This is a genomic window from Thermanaeromonas sp. DSM 22490 (assembly GCF_056378755.1).
Map to the genome: position 1 here is coordinate 1 of NZ_JBJHHE010000012.1, position 20,292 is coordinate 20,292.

19 protein-coding genes are annotated in these 20,292 nt (G+C 50.9%); 1 reads left to right on the forward strand and 18 read right to left on the reverse strand.

All coding sequences use genetic code 11. The annotated features are described in order from the left end of the window. Positions 1–106: 106 nt before the first annotated feature. From AC1BI1_RS08930 to AC1BI1_RS09005, 16 genes are all read right to left on the reverse strand, one after another. Positions 107–445: a P-II family nitrogen regulator gene (locus AC1BI1_RS08930; RefSeq protein ID WP_476716939.1), complete on the reverse strand. Its 339-nt coding sequence runs from the start codon at positions 443–445 to the stop codon at positions 107–109. A gap of 20 nt (positions 446–465) precedes the next feature. Beyond that, on the reverse strand, positions 466–1,854 hold the full coding sequence (locus tag AC1BI1_RS08935; protein ID WP_476716940.1) for an ammonium transporter: 1,389 nt from the start codon (positions 1,852–1,854) through the stop codon (positions 466–468). A 274-nt stretch (positions 1,855–2,128) separates the two neighbouring features. Continuing rightward, positions 2,129–2,740, reverse strand: coding sequence for a hypothetical protein (locus tag AC1BI1_RS08940; RefSeq protein ID WP_476716941.1), 612 nt, complete (start codon positions 2,738–2,740; stop codon positions 2,129–2,131). A gap of 94 nt (positions 2,741–2,834) precedes the next feature. Continuing rightward, entirely contained in the window at positions 2,835–4,244 is a 1,410-nt protein-coding gene (locus tag AC1BI1_RS08945) for a sensor histidine kinase (RefSeq protein ID WP_476716942.1), read from the reverse strand. Between the two features lie 15 nt (positions 4,245–4,259). Beyond that, a complete protein-coding gene (locus tag AC1BI1_RS08950; RefSeq protein ID WP_476717026.1) occupies positions 4,260–4,925 on the reverse strand; it encodes a response regulator in 666 nt (221 codons plus the stop codon). 217 nt (positions 4,926–5,142) lie between these two features. Beyond that, positions 5,143–6,330, reverse strand: a complete 1,188-nt coding sequence (locus AC1BI1_RS08955; RefSeq protein ID WP_476717027.1) for an ABC transporter permease — start codon at positions 6,328–6,330, stop codon at positions 5,143–5,145. Between the two features lie 11 nt (positions 6,331–6,341). Next, the gene (locus AC1BI1_RS08960) at positions 6,342–7,103 is read right to left on the reverse strand and encodes an ABC transporter ATP-binding protein (protein ID WP_476716943.1); all 762 of its coding nucleotides are present in this window, start codon (positions 7,101–7,103) and stop codon (positions 6,342–6,344) included. Continuing rightward, positions 7,100–8,587 carry an efflux RND transporter periplasmic adaptor subunit gene (locus tag AC1BI1_RS08965; protein ID WP_476716944.1) on the reverse strand — a complete coding sequence of 496 codons (1,488 nt, stop codon included), beginning with the start codon at positions 8,585–8,587 and terminating at the stop codon, positions 7,100–7,102. Before AC1BI1_RS08965 ends, AC1BI1_RS08960 begins: the two co-directional genes overlap by 4 nt. 189 nt (positions 8,588–8,776) lie before the next feature. After that, positions 8,777–10,618, reverse strand: a complete 1,842-nt coding sequence (gene asnB, locus AC1BI1_RS08970) for an asparagine synthase (glutamine-hydrolyzing) (protein ID WP_476716945.1) — start codon at positions 10,616–10,618, stop codon at positions 8,777–8,779. A 140-nt stretch (positions 10,619–10,758) separates the two neighbouring features. Beyond that, on the reverse strand, positions 10,759–11,496 hold the full coding sequence (locus AC1BI1_RS08975) for a GltB/FmdC/FwdC-like GXGXG domain-containing protein (RefSeq protein WP_476716946.1): 738 nt from the start codon (positions 11,494–11,496) through the stop codon (positions 10,759–10,761). Between the two features lie 21 nt (positions 11,497–11,517). After that, positions 11,518–12,753 (reverse strand): NAD(P)/FAD-dependent oxidoreductase, encoded by a 1,236-nt coding sequence (locus AC1BI1_RS08980; RefSeq protein WP_476716947.1) that lies wholly within the window; start codon positions 12,751–12,753, stop codon positions 11,518–11,520. Beyond that, positions 12,750–13,205: a 4Fe-4S dicluster domain-containing protein gene (locus tag AC1BI1_RS08985; RefSeq protein ID WP_476717028.1), complete on the reverse strand. Its 456-nt coding sequence runs from the start codon at positions 13,203–13,205 to the stop codon at positions 12,750–12,752. The genes AC1BI1_RS08980 and AC1BI1_RS08985 overlap by 4 nt, the downstream gene beginning before the upstream one ends. Before the next feature lie 94 nt (positions 13,206–13,299). Continuing rightward, positions 13,300–14,808 (reverse strand): glutamate synthase-related protein, encoded by a 1,509-nt coding sequence (locus AC1BI1_RS08990; RefSeq protein ID WP_476716948.1) that lies wholly within the window; start codon positions 14,806–14,808, stop codon positions 13,300–13,302. Continuing rightward, on the reverse strand, positions 14,790–15,896 hold the full coding sequence (locus tag AC1BI1_RS08995) for a class II glutamine amidotransferase (protein WP_476716949.1): 1,107 nt from the start codon (positions 15,894–15,896) through the stop codon (positions 14,790–14,792). The genes AC1BI1_RS08990 and AC1BI1_RS08995 overlap by 19 nt, the downstream gene beginning before the upstream one ends. A 32-nt stretch (positions 15,897–15,928) precedes the next feature. Continuing rightward, complete coding sequence (glnA, locus tag AC1BI1_RS09000) at positions 15,929–17,266, reverse strand: type I glutamate--ammonia ligase (protein ID WP_476716950.1); 1,338 nt, start codon at positions 17,264–17,266, stop codon at positions 15,929–15,931. Between the two features lie 134 nt (positions 17,267–17,400). Further along, positions 17,401–18,000 (reverse strand): ANTAR domain-containing response regulator, encoded by a 600-nt coding sequence (locus AC1BI1_RS09005; protein WP_476716951.1) that lies wholly within the window; start codon positions 17,998–18,000, stop codon positions 17,401–17,403. 267 nt (positions 18,001–18,267) lie between these two features. Between AC1BI1_RS09005 and AC1BI1_RS09010 the strand changes: the two genes are divergently transcribed. Beyond that, entirely contained in the window at positions 18,268–19,395 is a 1,128-nt protein-coding gene (locus AC1BI1_RS09010; protein ID WP_476716952.1) for a PRK06851 family protein, read from the forward strand. 129 nt (positions 19,396–19,524) lie between these two features. Here the strand turns inward: AC1BI1_RS09010 and AC1BI1_RS09015 are convergent, their stop codons facing one another. Next, positions 19,525–19,743 (reverse strand): hypothetical protein, encoded by a 219-nt coding sequence (locus AC1BI1_RS09015; protein WP_476716953.1) that lies wholly within the window; start codon positions 19,741–19,743, stop codon positions 19,525–19,527. 115 nt (positions 19,744–19,858) lie between these two features. Beyond that, positions 19,859–20,188: a nucleotidyltransferase domain-containing protein gene (locus tag AC1BI1_RS09020; protein WP_476716954.1), complete on the reverse strand. Its 330-nt coding sequence runs from the start codon at positions 20,186–20,188 to the stop codon at positions 19,859–19,861. Positions 20,189–20,292: the final 104 nt, after the last annotated feature.

The window sequence follows — 20,292 nt, forward strand, 5'->3', positions numbered from 1 at the left end:
GGAGTCCCTGGTCAGTTACATCAGTAACAGGGGTATCAAGCTGGAAAAGAGCAGTTAGGGATTAATGGGGTTATCTTGAGGACGTCCTTGCCCTCTTTTAAATTTCTTAAATTGCATCTTCCCCACGTTCAGTTGTACGAATACGGATGGCATCCTCGACCGGATATATGAATATCTTCCCATCACCTATATGTCCGGTTCGAGCATTTTCCATTATGATTTGTATAACATCTTCCACTAACTTCTCAGGTGCTATAATTTCAATTTTAACTTTAGGTAAAAGATCAATAGAATAAACACTGCCCCGATAAACTTCTGTTTTGCCCTTCTGCAATCCGCAACCGGTAACGTGCGTTACTGTCATCCCGCGGATCCCAAATTGGCCTAGGACCTCTTTAACTCTTTCTAGCTTCTCAGGCCGGATTATAGCCTCAATCTTTCGCATAAATATCTCTTCCCCATTTTTTAATTTAAAGCAGTGCTTTCCCTTACTAATGCTTCTCCTATCCTCACTCCGCCCGCCGGTAATTCCAGCGTTGCCACTGCTACATCCGGATAGGCATTCTCACCATGCTGAGACAGGTCCAATCCCATCTCTTCCTCTTCCGCGCTGGCTCTTAAGGGAGTAAGTAATCCCACTGCCCTCAGTATTACAAAGGTGGCGATAGCTACAAAGGCCCAAACAACGAGCACAGCTACTAATTGTGTTATTAAAAGCGAAGGGTTGCCGTAAAACAAACCGTTGCTGCCTGCCGGGTTTACAGATTGAGTGGCAAACAGACCGGTGGCCAGGGAACCCCAAGTACCTCCTATACCGTGACATCCAAAAGCGTCAAGGGCATCGTCGTAGCCAATTTTTTTCTTAAGGACACTAACCGCCACACAGCAAATTATACCAGCTACTGCCCCTATAATCACTGAGGACAGCGGAGTTACAAAGCCGGCAGCGGGTGTAATTGCTACCAAGCCACCGATGGCGCCACTAGCTGCTCCTAATACAGTAGGTTTACCGTGGAGCAACCACTCTGTGACCATCCAGCCCAATACAGCGGCACCTGCTGCCGTATTGGTAGTAATGAAGGCGTTACTGGCTACGTCGGAAGCTGCCAGAGCACTGCCGGCATTAAACCCGAACCAACCAAACCACAAAAGAGCAGTACCCAGAACAGTCATAGGCAAGTTGTGAGGTGGCATAGGTATCTTGCCGTAGCCCTGCCGCTTGCCTAAGACCAGCGCAGCCACTAAACCAGCTACGCCAGCGCTGATGTGAACTACGGTTCCGCCCGCAAAGTCCAGGGCACCGAGGTTACGTAACCAGCCGTTTAAACCCCATACCCAATGGGCTAGAGGGTCGTAGACAAAAGTTGCCCAAAGTACAGTGAACAGCATATAGGCAGGAAAGCGCATTCTTTCGGCAATGGCTCCGGAAATTAAAGCCGGTGTAATTATAGCAAACATAAGCTGGAAGGCAGCGAATACCTGGTGCGGCACGCCAGGCGCATAATCGGGATTAGGGGTTAAACCTACATGGCGAAAACCCGCCCAGCTGAGGTCGCCGATAACGTTTCCTACATCAGGGCCGAAGGCCAATGAGTATCCCCAGAGTATCCACTGCACCGAAATAAGGGCTATGGTGACAAAACTCTGCATAATCGTGCTTAAAACGTTTTTTCTCCTCACCATACCACCGTAAAAGAATGCCAAACCAGGAGTCATAACCATAACTAACGCTGAAGCAACTAAAACGAAGGCAGTGTCGCCCGCATTAATACCCCCATTTTCAGCTGCCAAAGCAGCACGGGGTAAACCAATCAATAACAGCCAACACAATACAGCCGCGACGAAGAAGCGCATTAGATATCCCCCCAAATTAATGTAATAAGGTGATTTTCAGACTAACTTAGCCCGACGTCTTCGCCGGCGGCTGCAGCCAAAAATCTCACCGGGCTAGCCCAAGCAAAAAGCTGCTAGTACGACGTGTACTAGCAGCCCCTTTGCTGTTAACCCAGGCAACATCGCCTCTATACTTTTTCTAGGGTTTTATTATACCAGAGTCACTTGATTTGTCAAGGGACATTTGGTCTGAGTTTCTAGAAAAGCCACAGTTTCGTTCACAGGATATGGTTCCTTACCGTCTAGGCCCTAGTTTGCTAAAGTCCATCTTATCCAGGCGGGAGAGGATTTCCTGGGCCTTCTCGGCTGTCAGCTTGCCTTCACTCACGCGCTGGTCCAATTCGGCTTTCTTCTCAGCCAACCATTTCTCTTTGAGCTGTTCCAGGGTCATGCCTTTCTCGCTGGCGATTTGTTCCAGGGTCTTGCCTGATTTAAGCTCCTGTTTAAGCTCTTGAGGAGTCATCCCCAAAATACCGGCAATGTCTCCCGGCCCGCCCCCGACATGACCCCTGCCAAACTTATGTCCACCAACACCCCAGCCCCCGAATTTTCCTATGAGGCCCCACTGGCCTTTGTCGATGGCTTCCTTAAGCCTTTGGGCCTTATCAGCAGGCAGCAACCCTTGCTGGACGGCTTCATCTACGGCTTGATTACCAGCTGCCTTAACAGCTTCTTGCAGTCTGGATTCCTCAACCCCCAGGTTGGCGGCCAGCTTGGACCAGAAGAGCTGGTGAAGATTGGTGCGGGGCTCCTGGCTGGTGCTCTGGGCTAGGGCAATGCTAGCTCCCAACAGGCTTAAGACTAGCACCAGAACCACGCTCAGAGCCACCATCTTTTTTCTGCTCACTTAAAAACACCTCCTAGGTTTTGAATTCGCTATTAGTATAAAACGAGAAACTTAAAATAACATGAAAACAAGCTAAGAAAAAAATAAGAAAGGTTTACTCGCTCAGTTTAGGCAGGTAAACGGTAAACGCACTGCCCTGTCCCGGCTGGCTTGCTACTTCAATTTTACCGCCATGCTGCTCGGCAATCCAACGGGCTATAGCTAAACCTAAGCCAGTACCTCCATAGCGCCGGCTGTACTCACCGCGGTAGAAGCGCTCGAAAATATGGGGTAGATCTTCTGGAGAAATACCCATACCTGTATCAGTAACCGTAATAGCTATTTCCTGATCCTGAAGGGTAGCTTTTAAAGTAACTGTTCCGTCAGGTGGGGTAAACTTAAAAGCGTTGTCCAGCAATATTAAGAATAATTGTTTGAGAAAATCTTGATTGCCCAAAATTAGGCTGCCTTCCAATTCGGTCAAACCGGAAAAAGAAAAGGAAGCTCGCCCCAGGAAGGGGGCCTGACGGGCAACTTCTTGGAGCAACTTTCCTATATCGAGAGGATGGCGTTCGAGGGTAAAACCAGCATCCGCTCGTGCCAGGGTCAAAAGGTTATTCAGCAAACGGCTCATACGTTCTGCCTCGCTGGCGATGTCGGCCAAAGCTTCTGGCTCCAGGGGGGTGCCCGTAGCAGCCATGTGCTGCAGGAGTTCTATATTGCCTCTAATGGTGGTCAAAGGTGTTCGCAGTTCATGGGAGACGTCAGCTACAAAACGCCGCTGGGCGGCGTAAGCTTCTTCCAACCTCAGATACGCGCTCTGGAGGCGGGCCAACATGGCATTGAAAGTTGCGGCCAGGCGACCAACTTCATCCATAGGCCCTTCATAAGACAATCGCCTCGCCAAGTCACGCCCTTCGCTTATTTCTCCGGCAATCTGAGTCATCCGGTCGATGGGGCTTAAAGCTGCCCGGGCTAGAAAATACCCTAGACTCGCGGCCGTCATTAATACTAGCAGGCTAAGCAGTATCAAGAGCTGCCGGAGCCTGCTCAAAATAGCCAGGATGGGGTGCAAGAGGCGCCCAACCTGCAGCAAACCCACGGGCTGGTCACCCAGATAGAGGGGTAAGTTATATAGGCGAAGGACCTGGACACCTACCTGTCTGGTTTCGAAAAAGGGGGTACCTTTTACAACCTGTGCTAAGGTATCTTTGTCTACTGGCAAATACTGGTTCCCTAGATTACGCGAACGAGCAACTATTTCTCCGTCCAGATCCACTACTTGCAAGAAGGTATCAGGACTCGAAAAGGCATTAACATCGGGTAAGATAATGCCTTGCTGACGCAGGAATCGGCTCTTCACTTTAATGGAACGCACTACTTCTTGGGCTTTGCTGGCCAGGGAGTAATCTACTTCGTGCGTCAGGTAACGGGAAAGTAAAGCATAAATCAACCCACTAAGGAGAAGTAAGGTAAACGCCAGGACTGCGGTATACCAGAGGGTGAGGCGGCATCTCAAGGTCACGTACTTCGCCACCCTTCATTTAAGAACGTAGCCGACCCCTCGCACTGTATGAATAAGGCGGGGTTCCCCCCCTGCTTCTAGCTTGCTACGAAGATAGCCTACATAAACCTCTAAGACATTGGATTCCCCACTATAATCGTAACCCCAAATTTTAGTCATTAGTTCTTCCCGCGTCAATACCTGCCGCGGGTGGCGTAGAAAAAATTCCAGGAGCTCGTATTCCTTAGCAGTTAGTTGAAATACCCTGTTACCCCGCCGGGCTTCCCGGCTGGCTGTATTTAATGTGAGATCGGCATATTTTAATATTTCTTTTTCGGCTGCACGGTGCCGGCGCAAAAGGGCACGAATACGTGCCAATAATTCCTCCAGAGCAAAGGGCTTGACCAGGTAATCATCGGCTCCGCTATCGAGACCCAAGACTCGGTCGGCTGTTTCATCCCTAGCCGTAAGCATGAGAATAGGCACATCGCTTTGCTGCCGTATTCTCCGGCACACCTCGATCCCATCTAAATCGGGTAACATGAGGTCTAAAATTATTAAATCCGGTTGGCGAGTGGCCAAGGATAGGGCCGTACAACCATTACTGGCCACCAGTACTTCATAGCCTTCGTAAACGAGTATCCGCCTGAGTAAAGAGGTAATTTTTTCATCATCGTCAATAACTAAGATAAGGGGTTTCAGGCCTACCACCTTCTTTGTCCAGGGGAGTTCCATCACCTGTAGTAGGATTAATTGGAGTCAAAATTAGCTCTAATAACCCCTCACTATCATTTTAACTCATTCTCACGCTGTCAGCCAGGTCAGTCCCAGGCCTTTCTTCTTACGAAACGGCTAACTAACTACAGCTACCCCTCTGGCCAGCTACTCCCTCAGGCTGCAGTGTGAACGTACACCCACCTTACTCGAAACGCAAGGCCTCAATGGGGTTCGCGCTTGCCGCCCGCTTAGCAGGATAGTAACCGAAGAATATGCCCACAGCGGCGGCAAAGCCCATAGCTAGGGCTATGACCCAGGGCACCAGTATCATCTGCCACCCGGCCAGCCAGCTCAAAAGGTGAGTAGCGCCCCAGCCTATACCTACTCCGATAATTCCCCCGCTTATGCTGAGCATGAACGCTTCTACCAAGAACTGGATAAGAATATCGGAAGGAGTTGCACCTACCGCCATCCTAACTCCGATCTCCCTAGTGCGCTCGGTTACCGAGACCAGCATTATATTCATAATGCCTATGCCGCCAACTACTAGGGATACTGCCGCAATGCCGCCTAGCAAAAACGTCATGATCCTGGTAGTGTCCTCAATAGCCGATAGTACAGCAGCCATGTTCCTGATAGTGAAGTCGTCGGGCACATTTGGTGCCAAGTGATGGCGCTGCCTCAGCAGGGTAGTAATAGCTTCTTGTAGGGCGGGTAGGGCCTCGGCCGTCTCAGCCTGCACGTTAATCTGCCTTACGTATTTGGTACCCACCAGCCGTTGCTGAGCCGTAGTTAGGGGTACGTAGATATAGTTATCCTGATCCATCCCCCCCGTGCTCGCACCCTTGGGGGTAAGCAAACCTATTACAGTGAAAGATAGCCCCTTAATCTGAATGCGGCTACCTACTGGGTTGGTACCTGGAGGGAAAAGGTTGTTAGCTACTGTGTGGCCAACTACGGCAACCATGGACATTTGGGTAACGTCGGCCTCAGAGAAAAACTCCCCCGCTTCCAGGGGCCAATCTCTTATAGCCTGCAAGGAGGGAGTGGTACCGCTGACCGTGGCCGTCCAGGTCTGGTTGCCGTAGACAACGGTAGCATCAGTGGACACCTCCGGCGCCACATGTTTAACCATGGGCAGGCGGGCTATAGCCTGGGCGTCATCATAGGTTAAACGGTTCGTGACGGAGGCTCCCCTGACCGGCCCCGTGCCGTAACCCGGCATGATAAGCAGCAGGTTAGAGCCCATGCTGGCGATCCTCTCGGTAACCCTGGCCCTCGCTCCCTGGCTCAAAGCCACCATGACGATGACCGCCATCACGCCGATAATGATCCCCAGCATGGTCAGGGCCGAGCGGAGTTTATGGGCGAGGATGCTTCTCCAGGCCATCTGAAAAGCAGTTAAGAAGACCACGAACCGTTCACCTGCCCTTGCAGTATATCTCTCGAGGGCTCCGCCATGGTGGGTTCAGCCACCTTTTCATCAGCCACCAACATCCCGTCCCGGAGCCTCAAGATTCTCTGGCAGTGGTAAGCAATATCCGGTTCGTGGGTGACTATCACTATAGTCAGGCCACGCTCCCGGTGAAGGGTCTGCAGGAGGTACATGATGTCAGCACTGGCCTTGGAATCAAGCTGACCTGTAGGCTCATCAGCGAGGAGAAGCTCGGGATTGTTGATAAGGGCCCTCCCTATGGCCACCCTTTGCTGCTGGCCGCCAGAAAGCTGGTTGGGAAGATGGTGCTCACGCTCAGCTAGACCCAGAGTCTGCAAAACCTTCCTGGCACGCCTCTCCCTCTCCTTTCCGCCCACCCGGGCGTACACCAGGGGTAAAGCCACGTTTTCCAGGGCTGTGGCCCGCCCGAGAAGATTGAAATTCTGGAACACGAACCCGATATACCGGTTACGAATACCCGCCAGCTCAACCGTATCCATGGCAGTCACCTCCTTACCTGCCAGGACGTACCGGCCCCTATCAGGTTTGTCCAGGCACCCCAATATATGCATCAGAGTCGATTTGCCGGAGCCCGACGGACCCATAATAGCCACCATTTCACCGCGGTTAATGGTGAAGGACACATCTCGCAGAGCAATAACGCCGTGGTTACCACCCTGCTTATAAACTTTGGTTAGACCTTCAACCTCTATAAGCACCTGGCTCACCTACCCTGACTCCCCCCTTGCCGCGGCATGGTTAACGGCATAGGACCACCAGGAAAACCAGGCGATCTTTGGGTTTGCCCGCCAGAGCTAGTAGTCTGCTGTGACTGCTTGCCCGTGATCATGCCGACAACAACCTTATCGCCCTGTTTAAGCCCTTCTAGTACTTCAACATACTGCCCGTCGCTTAGACCCACCTTGATCCTGCGCGGAACGGGTTGGTCGTTTTCGAGTACCAAAACAACTTTGGTGGAATCGCCCGCAGTATCTTCTCTCTTGGTTCCTCCCTGGCGTTGACCTCCCTGGGCCGCCTGGCCACTGCCACCTCCCCCAGTCGGTCCGGCTGTACCTGCGGGAGCCTGGCGTTTCAGATAGCTCTCAGCAAAACTGAGCGCCATGGTTGGAACGGCTAGCACATCAGATCTCTTCGCCAGCACAATACTGGCCGTAGCTGTCATGCCGGGAAGAAGCTGTTTGGCAGGATCTTCCACCGCCACCAATACCTCAAAAATCTGAACGTTAGATTGGGTAATGGCTTGGGGATATATTTTCTTAACCTTACCTTTAAAGTTGACGCCGGGGTAAGCCGCTACGGTAAACTCTACGTCTTGGTCGAGCTTCACCTTCCCTATGTCGGCCTCGTTCACCCAGGCCCGTAGCTGGAGTTCTTCGCTAACCAGGGTGATAAAAGAGGCATTTTCACTGCCTCCCCCCGCCCCACCCCGCTGTCCCACCTCGCCATTTACCTTGGTCACTATGCCGTTAAATGGCGCACGGAGCTTGGCATTTTCTAAGTTTAAACGAGCAACTTCAAGTTGAGCCCGATCAGCTTCTACGCCTGCCCGGGCTGCCTCTATGTCCTCGGGACGGCTACCCTGTTTAAGGAGATTTAAAGCCTGCTGCGACTGCTCTAGTCTGCTCTTGGCACTGGCCACTGTTTCCTTAGCCTTGTCCACATCAGTTGCGGGAGCGGCTCCGGCCTCAAAGAGCTGCTGTTGTCTCTGGAGCTCCTTCAGGGCCGTCTCATAGGCTACCCGGTTAGCTTCCAACTCGGCTTCCTTTTGGGCTATTTCCTCCGGCCGAGAGCCGGCCACCTGCAGCTTGAGCTGCGCCTCTGAGCGCCTTAAATTGCTTTCGGATTGGCGCAGCTGGGCTTCTAGTTCGGCCGTGTCCTGCTCGGCCAGGACTTGGCCTTCTTTAACCCTATCACCCGGTTGCACGTATATGGCCTTTATTAGGCCGCTATTTTTAAAGCTTAAGCCTACGGTGCGGACCGGCTCGATGATCCCGTTGGCTTGGATTACATCCACAATGTTGCCCTTGCCCACCGTTACCGTGAGATAGTTAGGCTTGCCCTTAACCACTGTGTACCGGTAGGCAAAGTAGCTCCCTGCTGCTAGCAGCACCAATACTATTATCAGCGGCCACCTCAAGCGCCTCAACCTATACCTTATCCTTATGCCAGGCGCGACTTGTTCCGGATGCACTGTCGTTCGTCCCTCCATAGCAAATTGGTCCCAGGTTTACTAATGCAATCCTTGCAAGGCAGTTCTTGCCTCGGAGAAGCTTAATTAGGTTACCTTCAATTACTTAATCAACATACTTCATACTCGACGTCCTGGCTATTTCCTCCTGCTCAAAGCTTAAAATAAGTTAAGAAAATCGGGTGGCTTTGCCTAGCAGAGCACCACCCGATATTCCCGCAGCCAAAAATCTATCTGGGCTAAATAAGCCATGAGCTGCGGCAGTCTCATGAGTTGGCCGAACCAGGGCAGGTCGAACTCAGCGCCTAACTCAACAAGAGTACGGATAGTGGCGACATCAACCAGGGGAAGCAGGGGCGAATCAGCTTGGTGGATAATATCCCGCACCCAGGCACGCATAGCATTCAAAAAGGCAGGATTATGGGTCTTGGGATACGGGCTTTTGCGCCTCGCCAGTACATCTTCAGGCAGTACGCCTTTCAAAGCCCGGCGCAAGAGGCCTTTTTCTTTCTCATCCACATACTTCATGGTCCAGGGAACATTCCAGACATACTCTACCAGGCGATGATCACAGAAGGGTACGCGCAGTTCGAGACCGACCGCCATGCTCATTCGGTCATTGCGGTCCAGTAAGGTGGGCATCCAGCGGGTAAGGGTCAGGTAGAAAATTTCGCGTATGCGTGCATCAAATGAATCTTCTCCCGGCAGGCGGGGCACCTCGGCCAATGCCTCCCTGTACCGGTCGGACACGTATTCCCGAGGCCGGATCTCTTTTATTAGCTCAGGCGAGAGCAAGCGGATCCTTTCCTCTAGCTTAAGGGACCAGGGGAAGGTCTCGGCCAAGAGTGCCTCCTGGCGCCTAAACCACGGGTAACCCCCAAAGACTTCGTCCGCACATTCACCTGATAAGCCTACGCTCGCTCCTTTCTTAATTTCCCGGCAAAAGAGGTAAAGGGAGGCATCAATATCCGCCATGCCCGGCAAATCGCGCGCCCGGACAGCTGCCGTTAAGGCTTCGACCAGCTCAGGAGTATCGACTAGGACGGTATGATGATGGGTACCTAAAAAGGCCGCAACCCTTTTCCCCCAGTCCCTGTCAGAGTTGGGTTCGAACTCATTCGGCCTAAAATAACTCTCGTTGCCCGCATAATCTATGGAATAGGTCTTAAGGGGTTCTAAGCCATCTTGCTGTAAGGCTCCGGCAGCAAAAGCGGTAATAGCGCTTGAATCTATGCCGCCTGATAGTAGGGTACAGAGAGGAACATCAGATATAAGTTGCCGCTCCACCGAATCCTTTAAAAGCTCCCTGACTTTAGCAACGGTGGTATCCAGGTCATCCGGGTGGGGATGACTTTCAAGTTTCCAGTACTGGCGTATGGAGATGCCGTTTTGGTGATATAGCAGGCAGTGTCCGGGTTTAAGCTCGGCAACTCCTCTAAACACTCCGTGCCCTGGTGTACGGGCCGGGCCGATAACAAAAATCTCGGCCAGCCCTTCGGCATCTATTTCCGGGAGAACCGCCGGGTGGGCAAGAAGTGCCTTTAATTCCGAGGCGAAAAGGAAAGCGCTACCCCGCTGGGCATAAAACAGAGGTTTAACGCCCAGGCGGTCGCGGGCCAGGAACAGGCTTTGGTCCTTTTCACTCCAGATGGCAAAAGCAAAAATGCCGTTGAGATGTTCAACACATTCCATCCCCCATTCCATAAAGGCGACCAGGATAATTTCAGTATCAGAACGGGTTTGGAAAAAATGTCCGCGAGCCTCCAGTTCCCTGCGCAGCTCTGGCATGTTATAGAGTTCACCATTGTAACTAATGACGTACTTATCCTCACCCCTCTTACGAACCATGGGCTGGCTGCCGCCTTCGGGATCGACTACTATCAGGCGGCGGTGGCCCAGGGCCGCCCGGGGTGACATCCACGTTCCACCGGCATCCGGTCCGCGGCAGGAGAGTGTTTCAATCATCGCTTCCAGGATGGGCCCATGTCGGGTTACATCTATTTCCCAATCTATCCACCCGCAAATGCCACACATGAATTCCTACCCCCTTAAGAAAAAATAAAAGACGTCCCCGCACATGGTGCTAAAGGACGTCCTTGCCCTTTAGTTTTTATTATATGATTGGGGGTGCGTCCCGTTTACCTGGAAGGTATTTGTAACTATGATTGACGGCATCAATAGGCGTAGAGGTTGCCGTAAGGCCGGCTATTTAAGGGAATTAATTTTATAAAGGGTTCAGATAAAATTTTATCGCTATCCAGGTCAAAATAACTGGCAAATTCTTCTACAATAGACTTGAGGCGTTTATAGTCCTCCTTGCTGGGCTCTACGGCTTTGGCCTCTTTGCCTAAGAATACTCCATTAAGTTCTCCCCGGATAAAAATTTCTCCTCCATGCATACCGGTAGCCAGATAGTTGCCCACCAATCTTTCACCTGGTCTAAGATCCAGGCCTAGGAGAACCAAGGTTCCCCCGGCCATATATTCGCCAAAAAAGTCGCCTGCTCTGCCCCCAACTACAATTAAAGGATTTTTCTCCCTAAAAGCCTTCATGTGAATACCTACACGGTAACCCACATTACCGCGAACAAAAACCTTACCGCCCCGCATGGAATAGCCGGCAATATCGGTAGCATGCCCGTGAACAACAACCGTACCATTATTCATGGTATTGCCCACACCGTCCTGGGCGTTGCCATGCACCTCAATGTGCAGACCATCCATGAGGGCAGCGAGATTATTGCCTGGAACTCCATAAATCTTCAATTTAGCTTTACCTTTTATGCCGGTACCGATATATCGCTGTCCATTAACGTTCTCAATAACCAGTTCATCTTCGCCGTTATCCAACAGTGACCTGATTTTCGCATTTAACTCCCGGTAATTTAAACCCCAGGCATTTAACTTTTTCACTCCATTCCCACCCCTTACTTTTTACTCCGCAAGTTTAGCTTCCCAGAGCTCTGGAGGTATATACAGAAAACCAAACCCTTTTTGCAAAAGCTTATCCTTAAAAGGTGTAACATCCACCTGCTCCTCTATCAAGCGCCGGTAAAGGCCAGCACGGTCGAACTGATTAATAAAGAGAGCCCCTACCAGGTGGTTATTATCCAGCACCAGCTTTCTGTAAATCCAGTCCTGTTCCTGCTTTTGGACCAGTACCTCAAAGCCTTCCTCCGGTTCACAGGCAGTAATACCCATGCTAATGGTGTGCAAGCCCAGGAAACCCAGAGCATTATAAGCCGGTCCCGGTATATACCTTTCCTTGGCCCCGGCCATATTGCGGCCAGCTATCCGGCCCTGCCTCGCGGCATTAGGAAGAAGGGGAGGATTGCCCGCCACCACATCTCCTGCAGCGTAAATACCGGGAAGGCCTATATTTAAGTATTCATCTACCACTACCCCCCGGTTCAAATTCACGCCAGGTACATTTTCTAGCAATTCCACATTGGGCCTAACACCAATAGCCACTACCAGTATATCGCAGGTTAAATGCTGACCGGACTGGAGGTCGAGCTCTAACCGGCCCTCACCATTACGCCTGCCACCCAGGATAGTATCTTGCAAGATTACAGTTACCCCCTGCTCCTCAAGAAAGCGGGTAATCAGGGCTGCTGCCTCTCGGTCCAGAACAGGGGACCAGATGCGGGAAGCCAGTTCTACTAAGGTGACGCGCACACCCCTAGTAACAAGGCTTTCCATAGCTTTTAGCCCGCTGGGCCCGGCGCCCAGGACTACTGCCTCTTTTCCCGGGAAGGCCGCTTGGGCTAAATGGAGGACATCATCGTAAGTTAGAAAAGTAAAGTAATTTTCAGCCGTAAGGCCGGTGAGCGGAGGGACTATGGCTTTGCCTCCGGTGGCTATGAGCAGGCGGTCATAGGGTACAGAAGAACCATCGTCTAATTTAACTTCCCGCCGGTTAACATCCAGGCCCACGGCTTTTTTCCCTAAGAGCACGTTTATTTTTTTCTTTTGATAAAACTCCACAGGCTGGTAAGGCATTTTTTCAAAATCAGTCTTGCCTTCCAGCCAATAGGAAATCAAGGGCCGGCCGTAAGCGTAATAATTTTCTGCTGAAATAATGGTTATAGAACCTTCCTTATCTAGTTCGCGTATTCCCTGGCAAGCGTTAACCGCGGCCACAGAATTGCCAATTATTACGTACCTCATACTCCTGCTCCTCTCTCTTCATAGACCAGAGCGCCATTGGGGCAATGGGCCACACAAGCCGGTTCAGGCAGGTCCTTGCACAAGTCGCATTTTAGCGGGACAGGTTTGCCATTGCGATGGCCCGGGCGAATAGCCCCATAAGGGCAACTGGCTACACAGGTCCAGCAGCCTACGCATTTGTCTTCCTGACAATAAACAATTCCTGTATCGGGATCCTTTACCATAGCCCCAGAGATGCACCCCTCCACACAGCGCGGTTCAGGGCAATGGCGGCACTGTACGGCCAGAGATTCGGGCCACTTTTCTTCTACCAAGACGCGGTGAGTACCGCGTAAATTTTCCCGTTTAAAAGCCCTCCATATGTCGCGGCTCCTGGAGTGGGCAGTAATACAGTACACTTCACATAGGTGGCAGTTCATGCAATATTCCCGGCGCGCGTAAACTTTTTTCACCACTGTTCACCTCTTTTCCACCTCTCCCATGGGCTGGCGCAAGGGAATCTTTTCGCATATTTATAGGCTCGCATTGCCTGGGGAGGCCCTGTTTCTACATACCTTCTCCAGCGTGCTTGACTCCCAAAAGTTTTAATTCAGTCTCAGTCAGGCCCACACCCCGCAGGTGGAGCCGATTACCTCGCAGGCTCTCGATGGAATTGATACCCATACCGCCGAGCATCTCCTTGATTTCACGGGACCATCCATGGAGTAGATTATAAAGCCTTTCAGCCCCTATTTCGGGATTTATACGCCTGGTCTTATAAGGATCCTGAGTAGCAATGCCCCAGCTGCACTTACCGGTGTAGCACTTTTGACAGAGATGGCATCCCAAGGCTATCAGAGCCGCAGTGGCAATATAAACAGCATCGGCTCCCAGAGCAATGGCTTTTACCACATCCGCACTGCAGCGAAAACCGCCAGCGGCTACCAGGGAAACTCGGTTGCGGATACCCTCTTCCCGCAGCCGCTGGTCTACGGCAGCAATAGCCAGTTCTATGGGAATACCTACATGGTCCCGGATCATCAGAGGAGCAGCACCGGTACCGCCCCGGAAACCGTCAATGGCGATAATATCAGCACCGGCCCGGGCAATGCCGCTGGCAATGGCTGCCACATTATGCACAGCAGAAATTTTTACGGATACAGGTTTCTGATAGCGGGTGGCTTCTTTCAAGGTAAAAATAAGCTGCCTCAGGTCTTCAATGGAATAAATATCATGATGGGGTGCCGGGGAAAGGGCATCCGTACCTTCCGGAATCATCCGGGTAGCAGCAATAGAAGCCGTAATTTTCTCCCCGGGCAGATGGCCACCGATACCCGGTTTAGCTCCCTGGCCGATTTTAATTTCAATGACCCGGGCAGCATTGAGGTAATCGCTATGGACCCCGAAACGCCCCGAAGCCACCTGGACTATGGCATGATCGGCATACTTGTAGAGATCTTCAGGCAGGCCACCTTCTCCCGTATTAAAGAGAGTACCGTATTCCTTGGCTGCCCTGGCCAATGATTCAAAGGCCTGGTGGCTGATGGCTCCGTAGGAAATAGCAGAAAACATAATAGGGGTTTCCAAGGGCACCAGCGGGGTCTGCCCGGAGGTATTACCCTCGTCCAAAGATACATAATCCGGGCGACTACCCAAATACGTGCGCAATTCCATAGGCTCACGCAAGGGATCAATGGAAGGGTTGGTAACCTGGCTGGCATTAAGCAACAACCGGTCAAAATAGCTGGGAAAAGGTTTATCGTTCCCCATACCAGTAAGAAGGACGCCACCTGTAGCCGCCTGCTTGTTAATGTTATGAATATGTTCCGGCGTCCAGTGGGCATTAGCTTTATAGGGAACCGGGTTTTGCTCGATACGCAGAGCCCTGGTAGGGCAAAGGCAAACACAGCGCTGGCAGGCTACGCAATTGTCATCGATACTATAAACCCTGTCCTCTTCAGAATCGTATTGCTGGGCCTCAAAACCGCACTGCCGGACACATACCAGGCACTTGATACATTTTTCTTCATCGCGGATCACCCTAAATTCAGGTGGATTCATGCTGATAGGCGACATGCACACTCCTCCTCCAGTTTACCAAGGACGGGTTCGCCACCCGCGGGGTACCATACCCGCTCAAGGTCGGGACAAATTTCCCGTATAGCGGCCTCTTCGCTAGCTACATAAAGGGTTGCACCCTGCTCTCCGGCAACCAGAGGACGCAATTTTATCCTATCGTTTAAGGCCATCAAGCCCCCTGGAAAACCTACAATAATGGCAAAGGGACCGTTAAGCATAAGACTGCCATAAACTACCCGTAAATTGCGATATAGCTCCTGTTCCTTGGTCTTCATACGATCAATTTCCTGCCAGAAAGGAGGCGCCAGAACTTTGGCAGCTACCTCTAGAGGTAACCTATGCCGCCTGACTAATAAATCTATGGCATAGGCGATAACTTCAGTATCCGTTTGCAAGGTAATTTTATAGCCGAACATCTCCAGGAAACGTCGATTAGCTCCGTAGGACGAAATTTCCCCGTTATGGACTACCGACCAGTTGAGGAGGGTAAAGGGGTGAGCTCCTCCCCACCAGCCCGGTGTATTGGTGGGAAAACGCCCGTGGGCAATCCAGGTATAGGCCTTGTATTCATCCAGCCGGAAAAACTCGCCGATATCCTCCGGGTAACCTACGCCCTTAAAGGCTCCCATATTTTTACCGCTGGATATCACATACGCTCCCGGGATGGCGTCGTTGATATGCATCACTAGTTGGGTCATAAAATCTTCTTCATTCTCTTTGGCTTCTCTTATCTTGGACATGCGTGGTACCACAAAGTACCTCCATAAGCCGGGAGCTTTACCAATGGAGCGAACATGACGGGTGGGAATACGGTCTTCGGCTTCAATATGAAAATTTTCTTTGATCAGGTCTTCCACCTGGTAGCGGCTATGCTTATCATCGAAGAGCACGTGCAGGGCATAATAATCCTCATACTCCGGATAAATACCATAAGCAGCAAACCCGCCGCCCAGGCCGTTAGATCGTTCATTCATCAGGGCAATGGATTTTATAATGCGCTCCCCCGTCTCCCGGCGGCCGTCGCGGTTAATAAAGCCGCTGAGAGCACAACCCGCAGGAATACGCTGTTCACCTTCCCGGTACATTTATTTCCCCCTTTCCCTCGGTTAAAAAGCGATTAGAACTTGGTTAGGTAATGTTCTATTTCCCATGGGTGAACGGTGGTCCGGTACTGTTCACATTCCAGCTTTTTGGCTACCATAAAACGTTCATAAATATGGCTGCCCAAAGCTTCCTTGATTACCTCGTCCTTCTCCAGTTCGGCCAGAGCCTCCTCCAAGCTGGAGGGTAAAACACCTATACCTTCCCGGACCAGTTCTTCTGGGGTTAAGGCATAAATATTTTTGTATACAGGGGGAGGAGGTACCATCTGCTTTCTAATACCGTCCAGCCCCGCTTTGAGCAGGACAGCAATGGCCAAATATGGATTGGCCGAAGGATCCGGATGGCGCACCTCTATACGGGTGGAAGGCCCTCGTTTGGCAGGAATACGGATAAGAGGGCTCCTGTTCCTGGGCGACCAGGCAATATAAACCGGAGCTTCATATCCGGGTACCAGGCGCTTGTAAGAGTTGACCGTAGGATTGGTAATGGCTGTTAAAGCCCGGGCATGAGCCATAATGCCGGCTATAAACTGATAAGCTATTGGGCTTAGTCCCAGTTCCCCCTGGGGATCATAAAAGGCATTCTGCCCATTTTGGAAAGAGAGAGAAATGTTACAATGCATACCGGAACCGTTGATACCATATATGGGTTTAGGCATAAAAGTGGCATGGAGGCCGTGACGCTGGGCTATAGTCCTCACCACAAATTTAAAAGTGGCAATGCGGTCGGCCGTGGTTAAAGCGTCGGCATATTTAAAGTCGATCTCATGTTGTCCCGGAGCCACTTCATGGTGAGAAGCTTCGATTTCAAATCCCATCTGTTCTAAAGTTAGTACCATATCCCGGCGGGCATCTTCTCCCAGATCTATAGGAGTAAGGTCGAAGTAGCCGGCCCGGTCATGGGTTTCCAGAGTGGGACGCCCGGACTGGTCGGTGTGGAAGAGAAAGAACTCTGCCTCGGGCCCTACGTTCATGATAAAGCCCATCTCTTTAGCTTCAGCCAGTACCCTCTTCAGAGTATTACGGGGGCAGCCCGCGAAGGGAGTACCATCGGGGTTATAAATATCGCAAATAAGCCGGGCTACAGTCCCCTCATGGGGCCTCCAGGGAAAAATCACAAAAGTATCCGGATCAGGATAAAGATACATATCCGATTCCTCAATGCGGACAAATCCTTCAATGGAAGAACCGTCGAACATCAATTCATTATTTAGGGCTTTGGGAAGCTGATTTACGGGAATGGCTACATTTTTTAATACACCGAATATATCAGTAAACTGTAGCCGCACAAATTTGACTCCCCATTCTTCAGCCTGCTTTAAGACCTTGGCTCTCTTTTCCCTGTCATCCATTTTAAAAACCTCCCTGAAGCATCTTCTAAAAAGAAAAAGCGTCCCCGCAGGAGGTGAATACATTCACCTTCCTGCTTGTAGGACGCCGTTGCCCTTAAATGAGTTGGTTAACATACGCTATAAAAAATATATTGTTATTTTTTCTGTTGATCTTCTTTTTGCAGTTCGTGGGCTACAATTATAGCCTCAGCAATAGTTTTCATGGGAACACATCTATCCATACTTTGCCGCTGGATGCGGCGATAAGCCTCCGCTTCTGTTATACCTAAAGTTTCCATAAGAATTCCTTTCGCTCTCTCAATAAGCTTGCGGGCAGCCAAAGTTTCCTTTAATTTATTTACTTCCTCTTCTAAACGAGCCAGCTTTTCATAGTTAGCTAGGGCTGCCTCTATCGCGGGTAACAGGGTGCTTTCCTGTACCGGCTTAATCAAGTAAGCAAAAACCGGGAAATCACGTGTTTTACTAATAATATTGCGGTGCCAGGAAGAAGCCAGCATGATAATGGGCGCTACTTGTTCCTCATTGATAAACCTTGCAACCTCCAGAGCGCCGGTACCTTTTAGTTCACTATCGAGAATGACAAGGTCAGGTTGTAAGGTATGGATTAGCCTCAGCGCTTGGGCACCGTCCTGGGCTGCCCCTGCTACCAGATACCCTTCTCGCTGCAACACCTGTTTCAAAGACTGGAGCGAGGCCTGATCCGATGAGGCCAGGAATATTTTGGGCTGACGCATTGAAAGCCCCACCTTTACAACAAATGCCGATAACATCGCCACCCCTTTGCGGCCAGTCTAGGACACCATTGCCCTGTTGCTTCATTATTATAGGTTAAGCCATTGGTAAAAACAATAGGTCCAGCCCTTGAATACTGTATAACGCAAAAGATTTTCATATCATGAAAACTAGTAACCCTGAACAACTTTCCTAAAGTGCAGCATATATTTTCCTAAGGAGCTTTTCTAAAAAGTGAAAGAACCTTTTGCTGGTAAAGGGGGATTAACATGCCACAAGGAAAATTAAGAAAGGTTTTTCCCGGCGGTAACACTTGTCATGGCTTTTATTCTTTTTATGATTACATTATTGAACCGGATGCCACACGAATATTTGTAGTCAAGGGAGGACCAGGTGTAGGTAAATCAACCTTTATGCGCAAGATTGGCGAGAGCATGCTGGAAAGGGGGTTTGATGTGGAATTTCACTGCTGTTCCTCTGACAACAATTCTCTGGATGCTGTAGTAATACCCTCCATAAAAGTGGCCCTCATCGACGGCACGGCCCCGCATATCGTAGATCCTAAAAATCCCGGGGCTGTGGATGAGATTGTTCATCTAGGCGATTTTTGGGATGAGCAAAAAATGCGCGAGCACAAGCAGGAAATTCTAGAAGCCAATACCCGGGTAAATCGCCTTTTTCGTATAGCCTATAGTGCCCTAAAGGAGGCCAAGGTCATCCGCGATGAATGGGAAGATTATGTGGCGGAATGCACTAACGAAGCCTTGGTCAACCGCGCTGAAGCAAAGCTTTTGGACGGCGTATTTACTGGGGTCGCGGCCCGGTACGATCGCCCTCCCAAAGCCCGCCACCTTTTTGCCACAGCCATTACACCTGAAGGAATTGTGACCGGAAACGTAGAAACTTTGCTCCACGAGGTTAACCGGATCTATACTATATCGGGAGAACCCGGCTCCGGGGTCACCAGGATACTGGAGAGGGTGGCCAACACCGCCCTCAGCAAATGTCTGTTTACCGAAATATACCATTGCCCCTTTAACCCTGATAACTATGATTTGATTATAATGCCGGAAATTAAAGTGGCTGTGATGAACGTGGAACCGCCTCATACCTTCGACCCCTCCCCCTTTAGCCACCTCATCGCCATGTCCATAAATCTAACCGAGTACATTGATAAAAAGAAGCTTGCCATGTACAGCCATGAAATCTTAAGTGCTAAATTCCGCTACCAGGCCTGCCTAGACCGGGCGGTAGCCTACATCCGCCAGGCCAAGCTTACCCACGACTACATGGAGAGCTTTTATATCCCGGCCATGAATTTTGACGCCATTAATGCCAAACGGGAAGAGATACTTGCCCGTATTCTTAAGTACGCGGCCGAGTTTAACGCGGCTTGAGCTAGCAAAATTAAGGCCCTGGCCCTGCCAGCAAGCTTTGCCCAGGGTTTTCCAGGAGCATCTCCCCAGCCCTTTGAAGGGTAAGTGTTATTAAAGGGAGCAAGTAATTGCAGGTTGCCGCGAAGCTTATCAAGTAGGAGGGGCAGCTAGCCCACGTCCTCTCACACCACCGGACATGCGGGCGGCAGCGGAGACTGCCTTGGTAATGCCATAGCCAACGTCCAACGTCCACGGCCACTGCCCTCCTGGTCCCCGGGCTTCATTGGAGAAATATGACGTACAAATATCACCGCCCCTCCCGTAGAAGTCTTCGGATTTCAGTCGGACCAGAATCAGGAAGGCCTGCATAGGCAGGCCCTCCAGAGTGGTCCCCCTATAAACAGAGCGCCCGGCTGGGGTCTGCCGGCCTCCCATGCCTTCTCCATCTTGGTCCGGGCGAATAGCTTCTTTAGCTCGCTGTCGATCATAGGATAATAATCCCTTCCTGGCTTATATTCTGGTAAAGGGGCCCGGCCCGAAAAAGAGGAGATCCAAACCCCTCAAGGTCGTATATCACGGGTATTAACACCACATCCTCGTTAAGGCTAATTTCAAATGCTTCGTCTAAGATAGCCTCGCGGATCTTTTCGTCAAGCCTTTCGGTTACCACAAGCACATCAATATCGGAGTCAGGCTCGTAGTCTCCCCTCGCCTGGGACCCGAAGAGGATTACCGCCTTGATAGGGAGTTTTTTCCTTCTCAGTGTCTCTGCATACAATTTCACGATGTCTATAGCCCTCGGATTGGGAGGCATAGGGTCACCCCCTGTCTCCCATTATACACTATACGGCGGTTATTTACCAGTATTTTGAAAGCGCTGGGGAGGCCTGGTCCTGCAAGCCTCCCCAGGAGACCCCT

Coding starts and splice junctions, on each gene's coding strand:
- AC1BI1_RS08930 (WP_476716939.1), bottom strand. CDS start 445: ATGCGAAAGATTGAGGCTATAATCCGGCCTGAGAAGCTAGAAAGAGTT.
- AC1BI1_RS08935 (WP_476716940.1), bottom strand. CDS start 1,854: ATGCGCTTCTTCGTCGCGGCTGTATTGTGTTGGCTGTTATTGATTGGT.
- AC1BI1_RS08955 (WP_476717027.1), bottom strand. CDS start 6,330: ATGGCCTGGAGAAGCATCCTCGCCCATAAACTCCGCTCGGCCCTGACC.
- asnB (WP_476716945.1), bottom strand. CDS start 10,618: ATGTGTGGCATTTGCGGGTGGATAGATTGGGAAATAGATGTAACCCGA.
- AC1BI1_RS08980 (WP_476716947.1), bottom strand. CDS start 12,753: ATGAGGTACGTAATAATTGGCAATTCTGTGGCCGCGGTTAACGCTTGC.
- AC1BI1_RS08990 (WP_476716948.1), bottom strand. CDS start 14,808: ATGTCGCCTATCAGCATGAATCCACCTGAATTTAGGGTGATCCGCGAT.
- AC1BI1_RS08995 (WP_476716949.1), bottom strand. CDS start 15,896: ATGTACCGGGAAGGTGAACAGCGTATTCCTGCGGGTTGTGCTCTCAGC.
- glnA (WP_476716950.1), bottom strand. CDS start 17,266: ATGGATGACAGGGAAAAGAGAGCCAAGGTCTTAAAGCAGGCTGAAGAA.
- AC1BI1_RS09005 (WP_476716951.1), bottom strand. CDS start 18,000: ATGCGTCAGCCCAAAATATTCCTGGCCTCATCGGATCAGGCCTCGCTC.
- AC1BI1_RS09010 (WP_476716952.1), top strand. CDS start 18,268: ATGCCACAAGGAAAATTAAGAAAGGTTTTTCCCGGCGGTAACACTTGT.
- AC1BI1_RS09015 (WP_476716953.1), bottom strand. CDS start 19,743: ATGCAGGCCTTCCTGATTCTGGTCCGACTGAAATCCGAAGACTTCTAC.
- AC1BI1_RS09020 (WP_476716954.1), bottom strand. CDS start 20,188: ATGCCTCCCAATCCGAGGGCTATAGACATCGTGAAATTGTATGCAGAG.